We start from the raw sequence: 14432 nt of genomic DNA, 5'->3' as shown, positions 1-14432 counted from the left end.
TAACCATTTGTTCTAATTTAGAGAATTTGGTTATTGGTCTGCATCCCGCCAGTCATGAATAATTTCCCCATTAACATTCATCTGGTTAATTAATTTATGTTTTCATTGATATTAAGCGGGCTCATTTGTGGTGCTCTGCTGGGATTTGTCATGCAGCGTGGGCGTTTTTGCCTGACAGGTGGTTTTCGCGATATGTATATTGCGAAAAATAATCGCATGTTTTACGCCTTGCTGATTGCAATTTCGGTACAAAGCGTGGGGGTTTTTGCGCTGATTCAGGCGGGTCTACTGACTTACGAAGCCGGGGCGTTCCCGTGGCTTGGCACTGTTATCGGTGGGTATATCTTCGGGCTGGGAATTGTTCTGGCGGGTGGATGTGCTACCGGGACCTGGTATCGCGCGGGTGAGGGATTGATCGGCAGTTGGATCGCGCTTTTCACTTATATGGTGATGAGTGCGGTGATGCGTTCTCCACATGCCAGTGGTTTAAATCAAACCTTGCAGCACTACAGTACTGAACATAACTCTATTGCTGAGACTTTTAATTTGTCTGTGTGGCCGTTGGTTGCCGTTTTGCTGGTGATAACGCTCTGGGTAGTGATGAAAGAGTTGAAGAAACCAAAATTAAAAGTCGCGACTTTACCACCGCGCCGTACCGGGATCGCTCATATTCTGTTTGAAAAACGCTGGCATCCCTTTGTCACTGCCGTACTCATCGGTTTGATTGCGCTTCTGGCCTGGCCCCTGAGTGAAGCAACCGGACGCATGTTTGGGTTAGGCATCACTTCCCCAACGGCCAATATTCTGCAATTTCTGGTCGCGGGTGACGTGAAATATATTAACTGGGGCGTTTTCCTGGTGTTAGGGATTTTCCTGGGGTCATTTATTGCAGCCAAAGCGAGCCGTGAGTTCCGCGTCCGCGCAGCTGATGCACAAACAACATTACGTAGCGGGTTAGGTGGTGTGCTGATGGGCTTCGGTGCCAGCATTGCAGGTGGTTGCTCTATCGGTAATGGACTGGTCATGACGGCAATGATGACCTGGCAGGGCTGGATTGGCCTTGTATTTATGATTCTCGGAGTCTGGACTGCGTCCTGGCTTGTGTATGTTCGACCGCAGCGTAAGGCGCGACTGGCTACTGCTGCGGCAAATTAAGTAAGGTGTAAAGATGGCGATTAAAAAGCTGGATGTGGTGACGCAGGTCTGTCCGTTTCCACTCATAGAAGCAAAAGCAGCACTGGCAGAAATGGCCAGCGGCGATGAGTTGGTGATTGAGTTTGATTGCACCCAGGCAACTGAAGCAATCCCGCAGTGGGCGGCAGAAGAAGGACATGCCATCACCGATTATCAGCAGATTGGCGATGCTGCGTGGAGCATCACCGTTCAAAAAGCCTGATCCTAAATTATCCTCCGCCGTATCAGCGGCGGAGGCTTTAAATCAGACAATCTCTTGCGCGTACTGCCATAGTGCCTTCAACAATGCGACTTTTTCTTTATCGTCGGCATACTGCTGCGCCAGCATCTGAATCTCTTCTGCATAGCCTTGCAAAAACGCTGGTGTGAATACCTGACGGCGATGCTCCAGCCAACGCTGCTGCTCATTATCATCTAACGTGCCGGGGAAGTTGCGGGCGCGGTAGTTGAACAGGAGTTTCTCGATACGCTTATCAACAAAGGTGATATCCAGTGCCGGTAAATTACGCGGTTCAGTCTCCAGCACGATTTTCATTGCTGCACGATCGGCGTCGCTAAAAAAGCCATTATAAAGCTGCGCATCCACATTATCTGACGGTGTAAACGGTTCAGCTTCTGCAAAAATTGCCACAACTTTGTCGCGTACTTGCGGGTTTTCGCGCAACACTTTCAGGTTATCCAGGCAGTGTTGACGATCAATCCCTAAACGCTCTGCATCTTCCGGACGTAGCGTATTCGCCTGTGCCAGTACCGGGCATTTGTTGATATGTACCAGTTTTACCGGAACGGCGGCGTTATCGCCGAGATCGGTTTTTGCGGTATATAAACGCTCGCGCAATGTGTCGCTATCCAGTTCCAGTAATGGGGAAATGTCTCCTGCCAAATCCACCATAATTACGGCATTGCGATTTTCAGGATGCCATGCCAGTGGGGCTACCCAACTGGTATTGCCACGCCATGCGCCAAACATGCCGGAAACATGCACCAGTGGTTTCATTTGCGGCACGTCGATCAATGCTGTCAGCTTATGTTTATTGCGATGAGTATAGAGATAGTCAAACAATCTTGGCTGACGCGCTTTGACCAACTGCGCCATCGCAATAGTTGCATAAACGTCGGCCATCGCATCATGTGCATTACTGTGTTCAATACCATTGGCTTTAGTCAGATGTTCAAGGCGAAAGCTTGGCAAACCCTCTTCATTCTCAGGCCAGATAATCCCTTCGGGGCGCAGGGCGTAACATGCGCGCATGACATCCAGGAGGTCCCAGCGTGAGTTGTCATGCTGCCAACTCCAGGCATAAGGATCATAAAAGTTGCGATAGAAGATATTGCGTGTGACTTCGTCATCAAAACGCACATTGTTGTAGCCCAGAATGCAGGTTTTTGGCACGGTAAAGAGTGAGTGAATACGGGCAGCAAACGCGGCTTCGTTTTCCCCTTTTGCTCTGGCTTCTTGCGGGGTAATGCCGGTAATTAATACTGCACCAGGTTGCGGCAGGTAATCATCTGCAGGTTTGCAGTAAAAAACTTCCGGCTCGCCAATAATATTGAAATCGCTATCGGTACGAATAGCCGCGAACTGCGCCGGTCGATCCAGCGCCGGATGGGTGCCAAAGGTTTCGTAATCGTGAAAGAGGAAGGTAGGTTGTTTATCTGTGTCTGTCATTGTCTAGCATTGTCCACTGTAGTTAATTAACTGTCTGTTATAACTCGAAAAACAACCATTTTTTCACCTGAGTATGTCTACGAACGTCAAATATAGTTGTTTACTGTGCGCTGTTGTCCATGTGATATTGTGTACCAGATGTGTACCAAACCATTATTTTTGAGTGTACCAAATATTATTTATGGCTATAAGCGACACAAAACTTCGTACTATTTATGGTAAACCATATTCGGGCCCACAAGAAGTGGCTGATGCCGATGGCCTCAGCGTGCGAATTTCACCGAAGGGGGTCATCCAGTTCCAGTACCGCTATCGCTGGCATGGCAAGCCTAATCGACTTGGGCTTGGTCGATACCCATCCCTGTCTTTGAAGGATGCCAGACAGATCACTGCTGACTTGCGAAAGCTCTATTTCTCAGGAACGGATCCACGCACTTATTTTGAAGAGAAGGTGGAGAACTCCATGACGGTCGCCCAGTGTCTCGACTACTGGTTCGACAACTACGTCTCTACAACTCTCAGAGAAAAGACCCAGGCACTTTACCGATCAACGGTTATGAAGCGCATGCATGACGCATTTCCTAATCGTCCGGCATCTTCTATCACGGTTAAGCAATGGGTTGACCTGCTTACCGAAGAAGAAAGAGATAATCCACGCCGAGCAAGGCAGGTGCTAAGTCAACTAAGATCAGCAATTAGTTGGTGCATGCGGCGTCAGTTGATAGATAGTTGCGCAATTATGAGCATCCAGCCAAGGGACTTCGGCTCCCGCGCTGAGGTAGGGGATCGGGTACTGTCGTATCACGAACTGGCTAAGATTTGGCTTGCTATTGAAAGAAGCCGTGCGTCTACGTCAAATAAGCTCCTTCATCAGATGCTTATGCTGTGGGGGGCGAGGCTCTCAGAGCTTAGGCTGGCAACAAAGACAGAATTTGACCTGCTGGACAACGTATGGACCGTACCGAAAGAGCATAGCAAGATGGGTAATGTTATCCGTCGTCCAATCTTCGAACAAATTAAGCCTTTTCTCGAAAAGGCCATGACAACGTACAATGATGTTCTTTTCCCTGGAGAAGACATAAACAAACCGATCAGCATCGCTGCAGCCAACCGATTCGTAAATAGAATAAGGGGAGGGATGGATATAGGTTACTGGCGAACACATGATTTCAGAAGAACGCTTGTTACACGTCTGTCCGAGATGAATGTCGAGCCTCATGTTACTGAGCGAATGCTCGGTCATGAACTTGGCGGGATAATGTCCGTATACAATAAACACGACTGGATAGAGGCTCAGCGCAAAGCGTATGAGCTTCACGCTGATAAATTGTTCTGGCACATCAGGAGCATTTCTGATTAACGCCACCGTTAAGAATCCACCCTTCAACAGCTTCACGAAGGTATGATTTGGGGTGGGTTCTGACTGGCTTCGGAAATCCGTGCCGTTTGGTATAGTTCCAGATTGTCTGACGTGATGAAACACCGAGCTTGTTCATCACTTCTTTCTCAGGAATCAGGCTGGTATCGGTCATCTTAATTCTCCAGGCAAAAAGAAACCGCCATCAGGCGGCTTGGTGTTCTTTCAGTTCTTCAATTCGAATATTGGTTACGTCTGCATGTGCTATCTGCGCCCATATCATCCAGTGGTCATAGCAGTCGTTGATGTTCTCTGCTTCGATAACCCTGTCGAATGGCTCTCCATTCCATTCACCTGTGACTCGGAAGTGCATTTATCATCTCCATAAAACAAAACTCGCCGTAGCGAGTTAAGATAAAAGAAAACCTCGACGGTGCGAGGTTTGTTAGTTGCGTTCTGCTGCTGATTTAGCCATCAATATTCACCTTTACCGCGAACACCTTTACCGGTTTATCGCCGAAGTGGGGGTGTGTGATTGTCTTGATTTCATACCCTTCATACGGGACGTCAATTCTGCGACTGAAGTCGTCGCGCTTCGGATATCCCTTTGTGATAATCAGGCGGTCATACTCCCGGAACATAATTCGCTTATTCCAGTAGTCATTACACAGGCGATACTCTTCCGTTTTCTCTCCACGAATCATGGCATCGAAGTATTCACCTTTAACGGCAAGTTGCAGGTTAGCCACGACCTTCCTCCTTTGGCTTGTGAATTTGTATCGTCATGCCGCTTTTAGTGGTGACTACAATGACAGAACCAGGCTGAAGGCTGTTAAGATTGAATGCTTCGTAAAACGAATCCAATGCCAGTGCTTTTTTATTCTTTCGGTTCCACCAACGCCATCCCTTGCTACAGGCTACACTGACAATCCACTGTCCACTCCTGTAAGCCATATAAAACCAGATGAGCAAAACCTGAAGGAATGCTATCCAGTCAATAACCGTATATTTCGCGAAGGAGTACATCACTTCACCTCCTGCTTCGGTGCTGCTGCGATAATTTCCCCCTCGTATCCAATTCCAATGCTCCTCGATTCACCTATGTCGACTACCGGACATCCGACGAGATAATCTGAGTGCGAAGCGAGCTTACCATTCAAAATTTTACCGTCATTCATCCTTACATAAACATCCGACATCAACGGAAGCGCCATTACTTGCTCATAGGTTAGCTTTACTGGCTTGGCGGAGTTCATTACCGGCATGTACTTAGGCGGCTTGCTCCCGTTCACCCTGCTCATTCGACCTCCTGCTGTGGTGCTGCTGGATATGCTTTTCTCATCCAATGCGTGGCGTCATGAATAACGAACTGATATTCATCATCAGTAAACATCGAGCCATCCCACTGTAGCCCGTCAAGAACACCTCTGGATAGAGAGAATACCCAGATATCGAAATCGTATTTCTCCGGCATTCGCTTACTACAGCTTATCCAACCATCAGGAGTTACCGGAGAGTTGCCAGATAGCTCGTTCAACTTGTAAGTTTGGCTTACAGGTTCGGCACCATGAAGCATGGCAGCACGGCAGGCGTTCCAGCCAGCTGTTCGCCCAAGCGAGTAAACTTCAGATGGCTCAAGATAATCAATGTCATGCCCGTCCTCATCGTCGTTCTCAGGTAATGCAGCAGGTACTACTGGCACTGGAGGGGCGGCATAAACAGGAATAACGTCCGATTGATCTTTATTGCTTTCATCCGTTAAAGCCCAGAATAATTTTCCAGCCGGATGTTTGAAAATATAAGCAACTGGTTCTGCTTCCAGCGATGCCAGCGCCAACTTGAACGCCTGAAGCTCAATGGCACTGTTGGTATCCAGTCCAAACGGTAATTCATCACGATTGGCTTCGTATTCAGCGATAGTTTGCTTCAGCCATTCTTTGGTTAGTTCAGCCATATCCCTAATTCCCCTTGATGCTGACTTTGACGCCAACCTTGCGAATCTCATCGGAGCATCTGTTCACGATACTCCGGTGAAACTCACAAAAAATTTTCGCCGACTGCGGCCCTAATGGGTGAACATCGTGCGCACGCGGCAGTACAACCTCCCGTGCTTCCAGTTCTGCTATGCGCTTTTCTGAGGCTTCAAGTAACGCCTGCTTGTCGCGTAGTGCTTCTTCTAGTTCAGCAACATGGCATTCACTATCAATGAGGTTGTTCTCTGTTGCTTCCAGCTCAACACGCAGTTTCCCTACCGTTAGCGCAATATCCTCGTTCTCCTGGTCGCGGGATTTGATGTATTGCTGGTTCCTTTCCAGTTCATCCAGCAGCGCCAGCACGGTTTCTGGTCCGGTCAGAAATTTGAAGGCATTGAGCGCATCAATATCCACACCGTAATCTTTAAGTTCCTGTTCACTTAACAAATCATCATCAGCTGGCAACATTAACAGGCGTTCCATTGCTGGAATTGCACGTTCCGCCACCTCACGCAGTGCCTGATGGTCAATTTTGCTCACTGGCTGCCTCCGCTTCCCACGTTTTCAAACTTTCACCACAGAACGGGCAAAAGCACATTGCAACGCCACGACCGATATATTTCCCCGAGTGAATTTGAGCAATATCTATGCCTGACTCGCCGGTGTTTATGTTCACACGCTCCGGGATAAATATGCCTTTACTCTTGAATGTTGGATTTCCATATTCGAGAGATTTTGCCAACACCGCGCACGGTTCTATCTTATTGCCATTAATTTGGCATTTTGACTCACTCACTGGTTGCCTCCTTTGCGCCACATCGCATTCAGATATTTGTTTTGATTCACTGATGGAAAAGAATTTCTCTTAAGCAATTCCTCTCTCGATGGCATTGGCTTTACGCGTTGGCGAATAATCATTTCTGCCGGAAGAATGCCGGGATTGTATGCAAGTCCTCTCATGATTTACTCTCCACGAACTGGTCAATAGCCATGCTAAGTGACACACCTAAAGTCTCGATATGCTGCTGAATATCCTGTAGCGTCTGCGCCTGAGATAACAGGATTTCACGGTTGCATAACTCTTTAACCAGATGCTCAAACTTGCTGTAATAACCGATACGACTGAGCGTTTCTTTCCCTGCATTCTCGCCTTCTTTGATAATTCCTCTTTCGCTAAGAATCAGGTCGTGTTTGGTTCCGGTAATAACGTATTTTCCGAGGTCGATGTTTAGCTTCATTGTTTTCATTGTTAATTCCTCAGTCATTACTGATAGCGCCATAGCGTGAGCGGTAATTACGCAGGCGCGGGTCGATATATTCAGGGAAGTGGGTATATGTGGCTTTGCGGAATGGTCGGATTGATGTCTGGTAAATCCGCTCGCGTTCTTCTTTCTCTGCAAGCCATATACAATGGCGAAATTCCTTTTCCTCTTTCGTTTCCTGCGGTAGCGACATTATCCGGTCGTAGTTTTTCCTGAATTTATCCAGCACCTCCGATACGGAATTGCCGGAACAGCGGCGCGGGTCATCCGCACCATACAGAGGCGCTGGCATAATGGAATCCTTGTTTTGCAAATCTAGAAGGGAATTGAATCGTCGTATTCAGGATGATTTTGATGATTGCTACTTTGCTGCTGTTGGCTGTTTCCTGAAGTTGCAAATCCAATCTTTGCATTCAGTAATTCAAGATTGATTGATTGACCATTTTGCCCCTGATAAACATCAACCCTGATGTTTTCTCCGGTAATTTCAACAATGCCACCTTCAACAAGAACACTACGGTAGTAATCCGCTTGCGCTCCCGGCTTGGCAAATACAACGGCGCTGTAGTTTGTCCATTCTTTCTTTTTTGTCTGGCGATCGTAATACTGAACGCCAGCACGGATGTTGAATCCGATATTTTCCCCGGTCTGAAACTCTCTTGCGGGCTTGTTTAGTCTTACAGTAATCGAATGTGCCATTAAGCAGCCGCTCCTTCTAATTCGCCTCGTCTGATGTTGTAAACGTCCTGCGCTTTGTGCTGCTCCGGTGTGCCTTCGAGCATCTTCCACGCTTTGGCGAACGCCTGTTTAAGCTCTTCTACGGTGTTTTTCTGCAATGCTGCGTCAGTGAATGCTTTTAGAACCTGTTCAGGTGTAGGTGATGGTTTTGATTGCTTTGCTGCTGCGTTCTGCTGATGTTTATGCTCGTCTGTATCTGCATCTTTCGCATCATCAATGCCGAACAAACCATTGAGGCAATACTTGCGTGCATAAGAGCTTGTAGCTCCCGTAACTTGTGCAGAATCCATTCCTTTCTTGCTTTCTTCCTCTCGTGCAAGAGCGGTTGCCGTATGACTGTTTTCGCCATCGGTAATAGTTGCCGTGGCTTTCACGTAATACCGATCACCAATCAACACAACTTCATCGCTGATTGATAAAAACAGGCCATTCAGTAACGGCTTAACGCCTTCAAGAATGTCTTCGCAGCTTCTGTATTTATATTTGCCGAATGAGTTGTACTGATTCTTTGGCGCGTTCAGATTCTCCTGAATAGCTGCCAGTCTTGCGTAAAATTCTTTGCTCATATGATTGTTCTCAGAATGGACATGGCCCAAGGAAATAACGCTGATTTAATACTTCAGTCTTTGCCGCATTTAAAAATACGCGAACACCTTCACGATCTCCCTTCTGGCGATACATTAACGCCTGCTGCGTGTACATGCGTCTCTGTAACTTGCTCTCCTTCACTGTGGTTGCAAGTGACATGAATATCTCCTTCGTTACCGATTAATTCTTTCATCTGACGAATGAATTCTTCGTCTGACCAGTTATCTGTAAAACTCATTTCCTGCGATACCACGGAAGGTTGATAGCTGATTTCATCGCTTTATTTGCTTCAAGCCACATTTTGGAATCACCAATAAATCTGGCTATTACTGCTTTGTTCTGTGCTGCACGAAGTATCTGGTGATTGATGGCTATTTCATTGCGCATAATAAGACCTCAACTCTTTTCCATCCGTCACGTAATTTACGGGTGATTCGTTCAAGTAAAGATTCATTTAGTTGGAAGGCACCCATGCGAGCGCCTCCCGCGATTGCGTAAATCATGGGTGGTTCCTTATGTTGGTTTATTAGTAGGTTATTTTTGTTGCGAATACTTCGCCTTTTACGATGGCTGTTATGATATTTTTAGCAACATCTTCTGATGCGCCAACCTTGATAAGGTCAGCAAGTATTTTGTTATTTACTTCTTTCCGGTGAGCTTTATCCTTTGCTCTACGCTCTTCTTCGTCCTTGATTCTTTTTTCTTCTGCTATTCTGGCTTGCTCTTTTGCTTCAGCCTCGAGCCGGATTCGTTCAGCCTCCTCCTGTGCTTTTCGGCGTTCTGCTTCAATTGCCGCATGCTTTTCTCTTTCAGCTCGTTCTGCTGCCTCTTTTGCTTCGCGCTGTGCTCGTTGCTCGGCTTCAATGCGTTCACGCTCTGCACGTTCCGCTGCGGCCTTAGCCTCTGCTTCTCGTCTTGCTGCTGCTTCAATTTCGGCTTTTGCCTTTGCTTCGGCTTCTGCTCTGGCTTTCTCTTCAGCTTCTCTTTTTAAGCGTTCTTCATGCTCTCGCTTTTCCTGCTCCGCTTTGAGTCTTGCCTCTTCTCTTTGGCGGTCAAATTCGCGATCCATCAAAATCGCTATTTCATGGTCAGACTCAATTTGCTTTGCGAGAGCTTCAGCTGCTGCCTTAGCTTCTTCTTCGGCTTTAATTCGCGCCTGTTCTTCCTCATAATCAGTAAGAGGCTGGCGTGCCTTGGCTTTCAGTTCATCAAGGCGATCGCGCACTGTCTTGCGGTTGGCATCAATTAGCTTTGGAATTTCCTTCAGTTCAGCAACAAGGTCTTTGCCAAGACCATCGAGATATGTTTTCGTCTGCGCAACTTTATACGCCAGAGAAGCGATCTCCTTTCTGCCCTTTGCCGTTGTGATATCAGGCACAAAGGACATAACTTCACGTTCAACCTTTTGGAGAATTTCTTCAATCTGGTCAGCAGACTGAAATACAATCATTGCATTTGCTTTTTCAATAACAACTAAATCTGTTACTTCACTCATATATCCTCCATCAAAAAAGCCCCCACACTGGAGGGCAAAGAAGATTTCCAATAATCAGAACAAGTCGGCTCCTGTTTAGTTACGAGCGACATTGCTCCGTGTATTCACTCGTTGGAATGAATACACGGAGCAGTATTTATTCTGTTGTTTATGCCAAAAATAAAGGCCACCATCAGGCAGCCTTGTTATTCTGTTTACCAAGTTCTCTGGCAATCATTGCCGTCGTTCGTATTGCCCATTTATCGACATATTTCCCATCTTCCATTACAGGAAACATTTCTTCAGGCTTAACCATGCATTCCGATTGCAGCTTGCATCCATTGCATCGCTTGAATTGTCCACACCATTGATTTTTATCAATAGTCGTAGTCATACGGATAGTCCTGGTATTGTTCCATCACATCCTGAGGATGCTCTTCGAACTCTTCAAATTCTTCTTCCATATCTCACCTCAAATAAGTTGTTTGCTGCGAAAGTAAATACGCTTAAGTTACCTGTTATTTATCCCACCAAGTTCCGTATCTATCTATCCAGTTACACCAATCATCGACACTCCATTTTGTTGTGTCGCATTTTGGCAACTGGCATGAATATCTACCTTCTTTGTAAAGTCGGCGTTTGACTTTCTTGAGCATATCTCACCTCAATCGTAATAAGCTGGAATTGATTTTCCGCGTTGCTTCTGGCGACCTGAACAAGTCACACCCATTTCACTGCGTGGCTTGCGGTAGTAAATACGATTCTGTTTACGCTCGACTTCTTCTGACTTCTTGCAGCGAAGGCTTCCGAGTGATATTGCTTTTTCAGAAAGGCTTAAACGCTTTCTCGGGGCTTCCTGAACAGGTTCCTCACTGTCTGTACTGAAGATCGAATCGATGATGTTGCAGATGGCATCACGCTCGATAGCCAGCTTTCTGCGCCGCTCATGACGGCGAGTTTTGGCATTTCCTGCGAATGTTGATTTCCCGTACACGATTACCGTCATGATATTTTCCTCATGTGAAATGGCTTTGGTGGTGATGCGCCAGATGCTGATCTTCTGGTTGCTGTCGTTGCAGCTGCAATTCACATCACCGCCAAACCCATCTCGTTTGGTATCTGTTTGCGCTTTGTCAGCGCCCCATCGAAGTTAAAGAGCCTGCCAATCTGTTCCGTTTGGCTACCAGCGTCCTGCTGATGGCGATAATAATGAACCAATAGTTCGATATTATCAAGAACTATTGGTACGAATTGTTTGTGATTTATTAACTATACGAAATATGATTTTGATATATAAGGAAATTTATTTTTGTAAATGTTGCGGATGAAGGTTATGCTGCAGGGATCAGAATTGCGTGGTTTAGCAAGTTGTATCTATCAATTTTTCAATAAATACAATTGGTTAAGGTGTTATTAGGTGTGGGGATCGTAAGGCAAAGAAAACCCGGCGCTGAGGCCGGACTTTCTTATTTTTCTTTGTCGGATTTTGCTTCTAGAATTGCCTGTATTTTGAACAGATTCGATGATGTTTCTTTGAAATTAGACTCCATCTTATCTTCGAGCCTGTCAATTCTTGCCGTGATTTCTGCTCGACTGGATTGGATGTTCCCGGTTAGCTCTTGTCTTGATGCATTAATCTTATCATTGATATTATTAGAAATTGTCCACGTTGCTCCTACAACAATGGAAAATATCCCAATAATGGCAGTGAAAATCCCTAGCCAAAACTCCCAACGTGACAGTGATTTTACGCTCATCTGTGGCTCACCCCCTGCTGGTTGATCGCTTAACTTATGCGCAATAATAACCGGGATATCCTTACCAATGGTGCCTGGCTGATATGACGGAGTAGAACGACCATTCCTGTGTGCTTCTATAACACCAAATTGCTCATAGTTATTATCATACTCCATTGGACGGAAGAAATCAGTCTTCTGATTTGTCATTTTCATCCACCATATCTATATCTTCTTTTTTTATATAATCCCCTGATTCAAGGTTTTCTTGGACTTTTTTATAATTAAAAAATGCCATGTATCCACAATTTCTGCATTGCATCAGGAGGACATCGTTGTTGTAACTTCTGAAGAAGAGATTTGATTTTTCAGGTTTTTTACTTGAAATAAGTGATCCTGGGATAGAACTTATTACATACCTATCCTCGTCTTCTGGAGGAAGCTTGTTTGGGGTGAAAAGCGTCCATGACTCTTCCATACACATTGGACAAATTTGTTCGCCGTTCAATGTGCTCAAATAATGAGCAAAATCATCAAAATTAAGTACTTTAAACTCTTTATCGCTCATGATTTATTTCATCTTATATGGCTTGTTTATTATGTTTAAACGGTTTACCTAAGCGTACCCATTGACCACTATTTCTAACTAGAAAACTCACTCTATGACTTTGATGTCAGGAATCTCTCAGCCATTCCCTTGCCTCGATGTCATCCAGATGGCGAGATTGCTTCAGAATACCAGCCACATACTCCACTTTTGCTACTTGATGATAAGGCAACGTTATTGGCCTGTGGTCCTGGTTGATGCTTGTAAATTGGTATTCTCCATCTCTGTCATAGCCAAGAATCTTGATCATGTTGTGTCCTTCGATGGTTCTGACAAACACCTCATCACCAGGGAATACTTTGGTGTTAGGCTCAATGAGTACATATTCTCCTGATTTTATTCTAGGCCACATGCTATCTCCTTTTACACGAAGGCCAAAGGCATCTGGATCATCGCTATAAATCTTGAGCCACCCATCGCGTTCTTCGGTCATCTCGATGGCACCATCAACACCAAGAATTGCCTCACCAACCACGCGCACTAACCCTTTTTTTAATTTGCCAACAAATGAAAGAGTATCTTCATCATTCGCTCCATTTAAGGAAGTGCCGTGCTGAAGCCAAACAACATCAACGTTTAGAAATTTCGCAAGCGCATTCATTTTTTCCTGACGCGGTAAAGACTCAGCATTAAACCATTTGCTAACGCCTTTGGACGAAAGAGAAAGGGCACGGGCTATAGCCATTCCCCTACCATGTTCATCAAGACCAGCTTCTTTACAGGCTTGCGCTAGCCGCTGGGCGAATTCTTTGCGCACTTTTTCATTCTGAACCATGAGTACGATACTAAAGCACTTGCAAAAACTTTCAGTTCAATCATAATGCGTACTGAAAGTACGAAAAAGGACATTCCTATGCAAAATCTTGATGAGCCGATTAAAGGTGTCGGCATACCTGAAGTTGCGAAGGCTTGTGGAGTTAGCGAAAGGGCTGTCTATAAGTGGCTCAAAAACGGCTTCCTCCCTAAGACTGAGTTTTTTGGGAAAACGAAATACGCCTCAAAAATCGAAGAGATTTCTGGTGGCAAATATCAAGCAAGCGAAATGCTTGAAATAAGTAAAAAGAACCTTCTGGCTGCATAAGTAACACCGCTCTTTATCAATCTGCACCGCCGACAACGCGGTAACTAATTAAGCACTCATCGAAAGATGAGTATTAGTGATTATTTACCTATGGAAATAGTAAGAAATGGAACAAACAAGTTACAGCAAACTATCACAGCGTGACGTTGATCGCGCAGAAACAGATTTACTCATCAACCTGTCAACGCTTACCCAGCGCGGTCTGGCAAAGATGATTGGCTGTCATGAATCGAAGATAAGCAGAACGGACTGGAGGTTTATTGCTTCGGTCCTGTGTGCTTTTGGAATGGCATCAGACATCAGTCCGATTAGCAGGGCTTTTAAGTATGCGCTTGATGGACTCACCAATAAAAAACGCCCGGCGGCAACCGAGCGTTCTGATCAAATACAAATGGAATTTTAACAACATCCAACGAGGTAATTATATGCGAAACAAAGGCTTTAATCCACCTGATACACACAAAGAAGTTAAGCGTTTGCGCTTCCTTCGTTCCATTGATGAAAGAACTCAAATCTCTTTTGTGAAAGTTGCCAGAACTGAGCTTCTGAAGGCTGAGGCAAGGGCGTTGCTCCCGTCTCTACCAAAAGAGGAGGGATATACGTTCATTCCAAACGCATTTCTGGAAAAGCTGCTCAAAGAAGACATATCCGTAAGTCAGTTTAACGATGTTCTTAAGGTCTTTCGTCAAGGCAGGTAGTTATGAGCAATACAGCAAAAATCTACGATTTCAGCGCCGCACACGAGCGCAGGAG

28 protein-coding genes and 1 pseudogene are annotated in these 14432 nt (G+C 45.6%); 6 read left to right on the top strand and 23 right to left on the bottom strand.

What is annotated here, in order from left to right; genetic code table 11:
* Positions 1-96: 96 nt before the first annotated feature.
* Both tsuA and tsuB read left to right on the top strand, forming a co-directional pair.
* A complete protein-coding gene (gene tsuA / locus EFER_RS10535; RefSeq protein ID WP_000492054.1) occupies positions 97-1155 on the top strand; it encodes a thiosulfate utilization transporter TsuA/YeeE in 1059 nt (352 codons plus the stop codon).
* Between the two features lie 13 nt (positions 1156-1168).
* Complete coding sequence (tsuB, locus tag EFER_RS10530) at positions 1169-1396, top strand: thiosulfate utilization sulfurtransferase TsuB/YeeD (protein WP_000985273.1); 228 nt, start codon at positions 1169-1171, stop codon at positions 1394-1396.
* A gap of 42 nt (positions 1397-1438) precedes the next feature.
* On the opposite strand, the gene sbcB is transcribed toward tsuB, so the two are convergent.
* Entirely contained in the window at positions 1439-2863 is a 1425-nt protein-coding gene (gene sbcB, locus EFER_RS10525; protein WP_000132554.1) for an exodeoxyribonuclease I, read from the bottom strand.
* A gap of 181 nt (positions 2864-3044) precedes the next feature.
* Between sbcB and EFER_RS10520 the strand changes: the two genes are divergently transcribed.
* Positions 3045-4223, top strand: a complete 1179-nt coding sequence (locus EFER_RS10520) for a tyrosine-type recombinase/integrase (protein WP_024256491.1) — start codon at positions 3045-3047, stop codon at positions 4221-4223.
* Here EFER_RS10520 and EFER_RS10515 read toward each other — a convergent pair.
* The 22 genes and pseudogenes from EFER_RS10515 to EFER_RS10405 form a co-directional block, all read right to left on the bottom strand.
* Positions 4204-4395, bottom strand: a complete 192-nt coding sequence (locus EFER_RS10515; protein WP_000132739.1) for a helix-turn-helix transcriptional regulator — start codon at positions 4393-4395, stop codon at positions 4204-4206. The two genes, EFER_RS10520 and EFER_RS10515, sit on opposite strands and share 20 nt — an antisense overlap.
* A gap of 30 nt (positions 4396-4425) precedes the next feature.
* Positions 4426-4593, bottom strand: a complete 168-nt coding sequence (locus tag EFER_RS10510; protein ID WP_000545718.1) for a hypothetical protein — start codon at positions 4591-4593, stop codon at positions 4426-4428.
* Between the two features lie 94 nt (positions 4594-4687).
* Positions 4688-4969 carry an ASCH domain-containing protein gene (locus EFER_RS10505; protein ID WP_000002099.1) on the bottom strand — a complete coding sequence of 94 codons (282 nt, stop codon included), beginning with the start codon at positions 4967-4969 and terminating at the stop codon, positions 4688-4690.
* Complete coding sequence (locus tag EFER_RS10500) at positions 4962-5246, bottom strand: DUF4752 family protein (protein WP_000286787.1); 285 nt, start codon at positions 5244-5246, stop codon at positions 4962-4964. Before EFER_RS10500 ends, EFER_RS10505 begins: the two co-directional genes overlap by 8 nt.
* Positions 5246-5521, bottom strand: coding sequence for a hypothetical protein (locus EFER_RS10495; RefSeq protein ID WP_000092026.1), 276 nt, complete (start codon positions 5519-5521; stop codon positions 5246-5248). Before EFER_RS10495 ends, EFER_RS10500 begins: the two co-directional genes overlap by 1 nt.
* Positions 5518-6174 carry a DUF551 domain-containing protein gene (locus EFER_RS10490; RefSeq protein ID WP_000829409.1) on the bottom strand — a complete coding sequence of 219 codons (657 nt, stop codon included), beginning with the start codon at positions 6172-6174 and terminating at the stop codon, positions 5518-5520. Before EFER_RS10490 ends, EFER_RS10495 begins: the two co-directional genes overlap by 4 nt.
* A gap of 139 nt (positions 6175-6313) precedes the next feature.
* Positions 6314-6733: pseudogene (locus EFER_RS10485) on the bottom strand (ead/Ea22-like family protein); the annotation flags it as partial.
* Complete coding sequence (locus EFER_RS10480; protein WP_000004318.1) at positions 6720-6989, bottom strand: hypothetical protein; 270 nt, start codon at positions 6987-6989, stop codon at positions 6720-6722. The gene EFER_RS10480 and the pseudogene EFER_RS10485, both read right to left, overlap by 14 nt.
* Entirely contained in the window at positions 6986-7153 is a 168-nt protein-coding gene (locus tag EFER_RS10475; protein ID WP_001214454.1) for a DUF2737 family protein, read from the bottom strand. The genes EFER_RS10480 and EFER_RS10475 overlap by 4 nt, the downstream gene beginning before the upstream one ends.
* Complete coding sequence (locus EFER_RS10470; protein WP_000773123.1) at positions 7150-7431, bottom strand: DUF5405 family protein; 282 nt, start codon at positions 7429-7431, stop codon at positions 7150-7152. The genes EFER_RS10475 and EFER_RS10470 overlap by 4 nt, the downstream gene beginning before the upstream one ends.
* A gap of 19 nt (positions 7432-7450) precedes the next feature.
* Positions 7451-7747, bottom strand: coding sequence for a phage anti-RecBCD protein (locus EFER_RS10465; protein WP_001111304.1), 297 nt, complete (start codon positions 7745-7747; stop codon positions 7451-7453).
* 23 nt (positions 7748-7770) lie between these two features.
* Positions 7771-8154, bottom strand: a complete 384-nt coding sequence (locus tag EFER_RS10460; protein ID WP_000951333.1) for a hypothetical protein — start codon at positions 8152-8154, stop codon at positions 7771-7773.
* Entirely contained in the window at positions 8154-8759 is a 606-nt protein-coding gene (locus tag EFER_RS10455) for an ERF family protein (protein WP_000031368.1), read from the bottom strand. The genes EFER_RS10460 and EFER_RS10455 overlap by 1 nt, the downstream gene beginning before the upstream one ends.
* Before the next feature lie 10 nt (positions 8760-8769).
* Positions 8770-8940, bottom strand: coding sequence for a hypothetical protein (locus tag EFER_RS24445; RefSeq protein ID WP_000050554.1), 171 nt, complete (start codon positions 8938-8940; stop codon positions 8770-8772).
* 75 nt (positions 8941-9015) lie between these two features.
* Positions 9016-9168 (bottom strand): host cell division inhibitory peptide Kil, encoded by a 153-nt coding sequence (gene kil, locus EFER_RS10445; RefSeq protein WP_001243350.1) that lies wholly within the window; start codon positions 9166-9168, stop codon positions 9016-9018.
* Positions 9153-9284 (bottom strand): protease FtsH-inhibitory lysogeny factor CIII, encoded by a 132-nt coding sequence (locus EFER_RS10440; protein ID WP_000638547.1) that lies wholly within the window; start codon positions 9282-9284, stop codon positions 9153-9155. Before EFER_RS10440 ends, kil begins: the two co-directional genes overlap by 16 nt.
* Positions 9285-9307: 23 nt before the next feature.
* Positions 9308-10276 carry a coiled-coil domain-containing protein gene (locus tag EFER_RS10435; protein WP_000005777.1) on the bottom strand — a complete coding sequence of 323 codons (969 nt, stop codon included), beginning with the start codon at positions 10274-10276 and terminating at the stop codon, positions 9308-9310.
* A 172-nt stretch (positions 10277-10448) separates the two neighbouring features.
* Positions 10449-10649 (bottom strand): antirestriction Ral family protein, encoded by a 201-nt coding sequence (locus EFER_RS10430; RefSeq protein WP_000213975.1) that lies wholly within the window; start codon positions 10647-10649, stop codon positions 10449-10451.
* 270 nt (positions 10650-10919) lie between these two features.
* Positions 10920-11261, bottom strand: coding sequence for a transcriptional antitermination N peptide (locus EFER_RS10425; protein WP_024256487.1), 342 nt, complete (start codon positions 11259-11261; stop codon positions 10920-10922).
* Positions 11262-11721: 460 nt separating this feature from the next.
* A complete protein-coding gene (locus tag EFER_RS10415) occupies positions 11722-12201 on the bottom strand; it encodes a hypothetical protein (RefSeq protein WP_061360317.1) in 480 nt (159 codons plus the stop codon).
* Entirely contained in the window at positions 12182-12559 is a 378-nt protein-coding gene (locus EFER_RS10410) for a hypothetical protein (RefSeq protein ID WP_001280592.1), read from the bottom strand. Before EFER_RS10410 ends, EFER_RS10415 begins: the two co-directional genes overlap by 20 nt.
* 106 nt (positions 12560-12665) lie before the next feature.
* Entirely contained in the window at positions 12666-13373 is a 708-nt protein-coding gene (locus EFER_RS10405) for a S24 family peptidase (protein ID WP_000250471.1), read from the bottom strand.
* 78 nt (positions 13374-13451) lie between these two features.
* Between EFER_RS10405 and EFER_RS10400 the strand changes: the two genes are divergently transcribed.
* The 3 genes from EFER_RS10400 to EFER_RS10390 all read left to right on the top strand — a co-directional run bounded on the left by EFER_RS10400 (position 13452) and on the right by EFER_RS10390 (position 14377).
* Entirely contained in the window at positions 13452-13679 is a 228-nt protein-coding gene (locus tag EFER_RS10400) for a helix-turn-helix transcriptional regulator (protein WP_001180318.1), read from the top strand.
* Positions 13680-13785: 106 nt separating this feature from the next.
* Positions 13786-14082: a CII family transcriptional regulator gene (locus EFER_RS10395; protein WP_000438533.1), complete on the top strand. Its 297-nt coding sequence runs from the start codon at positions 13786-13788 to the stop codon at positions 14080-14082.
* A gap of 22 nt (positions 14083-14104) precedes the next feature.
* A complete protein-coding gene (locus tag EFER_RS10390; protein WP_001244625.1) occupies positions 14105-14377 on the top strand; it encodes a hypothetical protein in 273 nt (90 codons plus the stop codon).
* The last annotated feature ends 55 nt before the right edge of the window (positions 14378-14432 follow it).

It is taken from the genome of Escherichia fergusonii ATCC 35469 (assembly GCF_000026225.1).
GTDB classification, from domain to species: Bacteria; Pseudomonadota; Gammaproteobacteria; order Enterobacterales; family Enterobacteriaceae; genus Escherichia; species Escherichia fergusonii.
The sequence above is the reverse complement of the archived record's forward strand: the minus strand, read 5'-3'. Positions and strand labels throughout refer to the sequence as shown.

Excerpts from the sequence above, each read along its gene's own strand:
- kil (WP_001243350.1), bottom strand. The coding sequence starts at position 9,168 with ATGCGCAATGAAATAGCCATCAATCACCAGATACTTCGTGCAGCACAG.
- EFER_RS10405 (WP_000250471.1), bottom strand. The coding sequence starts at position 13,373 with ATGGTTCAGAATGAAAAAGTGCGCAAAGAATTCGCCCAGCGGCTAGCG.
- EFER_RS10510 (WP_000545718.1), bottom strand. The coding sequence starts at position 4,593 with ATGCACTTCCGAGTCACAGGTGAATGGAATGGAGAGCCATTCGACAGG.
- EFER_RS10455 (WP_000031368.1), bottom strand. The coding sequence starts at position 8,759 with ATGAGCAAAGAATTTTACGCAAGACTGGCAGCTATTCAGGAGAATCTG.
- tsuB (WP_000985273.1), top strand. The coding sequence starts at position 1,169 with ATGGCGATTAAAAAGCTGGATGTGGTGACGCAGGTCTGTCCGTTTCCA.
- EFER_RS10470 (WP_000773123.1), bottom strand. The coding sequence starts at position 7,431 with ATGAAGCTAAACATCGACCTCGGAAAATACGTTATTACCGGAACCAAA.
- EFER_RS10500 (WP_000286787.1), bottom strand. The coding sequence starts at position 5,246 with ATGTACTCCTTCGCGAAATATACGGTTATTGACTGGATAGCATTCCTT.
- EFER_RS10415 (WP_061360317.1), bottom strand. The coding sequence starts at position 12,201 with ATGACAAATCAGAAGACTGATTTCTTCCGTCCAATGGAGTATGATAAT.
- EFER_RS10440 (WP_000638547.1), bottom strand. The coding sequence starts at position 9,284 with ATGATTTACGCAATCGCGGGAGGCGCTCGCATGGGTGCCTTCCAACTA.
- EFER_RS10495 (WP_000092026.1), bottom strand. The coding sequence starts at position 5,521 with ATGAGCAGGGTGAACGGGAGCAAGCCGCCTAAGTACATGCCGGTAATG.
- tsuA (WP_000492054.1), top strand. The coding sequence starts at position 97 with ATGTTTTCATTGATATTAAGCGGGCTCATTTGTGGTGCTCTGCTGGGA.
- EFER_RS24445 (WP_000050554.1), bottom strand. The coding sequence starts at position 8,940 with ATGTCACTTGCAACCACAGTGAAGGAGAGCAAGTTACAGAGACGCATG.
- EFER_RS10425 (WP_024256487.1), bottom strand. The coding sequence starts at position 11,261 with ATGACGGTAATCGTGTACGGGAAATCAACATTCGCAGGAAATGCCAAA.
- EFER_RS10515 (WP_000132739.1), bottom strand. The coding sequence starts at position 4,395 with ATGACCGATACCAGCCTGATTCCTGAGAAAGAAGTGATGAACAAGCTC.
- EFER_RS10390 (WP_001244625.1), top strand. The coding sequence starts at position 14,105 with ATGCGAAACAAAGGCTTTAATCCACCTGATACACACAAAGAAGTTAAG.
- EFER_RS10435 (WP_000005777.1), bottom strand. The coding sequence starts at position 10,276 with ATGAGTGAAGTAACAGATTTAGTTGTTATTGAAAAAGCAAATGCAATG.
- EFER_RS10430 (WP_000213975.1), bottom strand. The coding sequence starts at position 10,649 with ATGACTACGACTATTGATAAAAATCAATGGTGTGGACAATTCAAGCGA.
- EFER_RS10465 (WP_001111304.1), bottom strand. The coding sequence starts at position 7,747 with ATGCCAGCGCCTCTGTATGGTGCGGATGACCCGCGCCGCTGTTCCGGC.
- EFER_RS10400 (WP_001180318.1), top strand. The coding sequence starts at position 13,452 with ATGCAAAATCTTGATGAGCCGATTAAAGGTGTCGGCATACCTGAAGTT.
- sbcB (WP_000132554.1), bottom strand. The coding sequence starts at position 2,863 with ATGACAGACACAGATAAACAACCTACCTTCCTCTTTCACGATTACGAA.
- EFER_RS10475 (WP_001214454.1), bottom strand. The coding sequence starts at position 7,153 with ATGAGAGGACTTGCATACAATCCCGGCATTCTTCCGGCAGAAATGATT.
- EFER_RS10490 (WP_000829409.1), bottom strand. The coding sequence starts at position 6,174 with ATGGCTGAACTAACCAAAGAATGGCTGAAGCAAACTATCGCTGAATAC.
- EFER_RS10410 (WP_001280592.1), bottom strand. The coding sequence starts at position 12,559 with ATGAGCGATAAAGAGTTTAAAGTACTTAATTTTGATGATTTTGCTCAT.
- EFER_RS10460 (WP_000951333.1), bottom strand. The coding sequence starts at position 8,154 with ATGGCACATTCGATTACTGTAAGACTAAACAAGCCCGCAAGAGAGTTT.
- EFER_RS10395 (WP_000438533.1), top strand. The coding sequence starts at position 13,786 with ATGGAACAAACAAGTTACAGCAAACTATCACAGCGTGACGTTGATCGC.
- EFER_RS10520 (WP_024256491.1), top strand. The coding sequence starts at position 3,045 with ATGGCTATAAGCGACACAAAACTTCGTACTATTTATGGTAAACCATAT.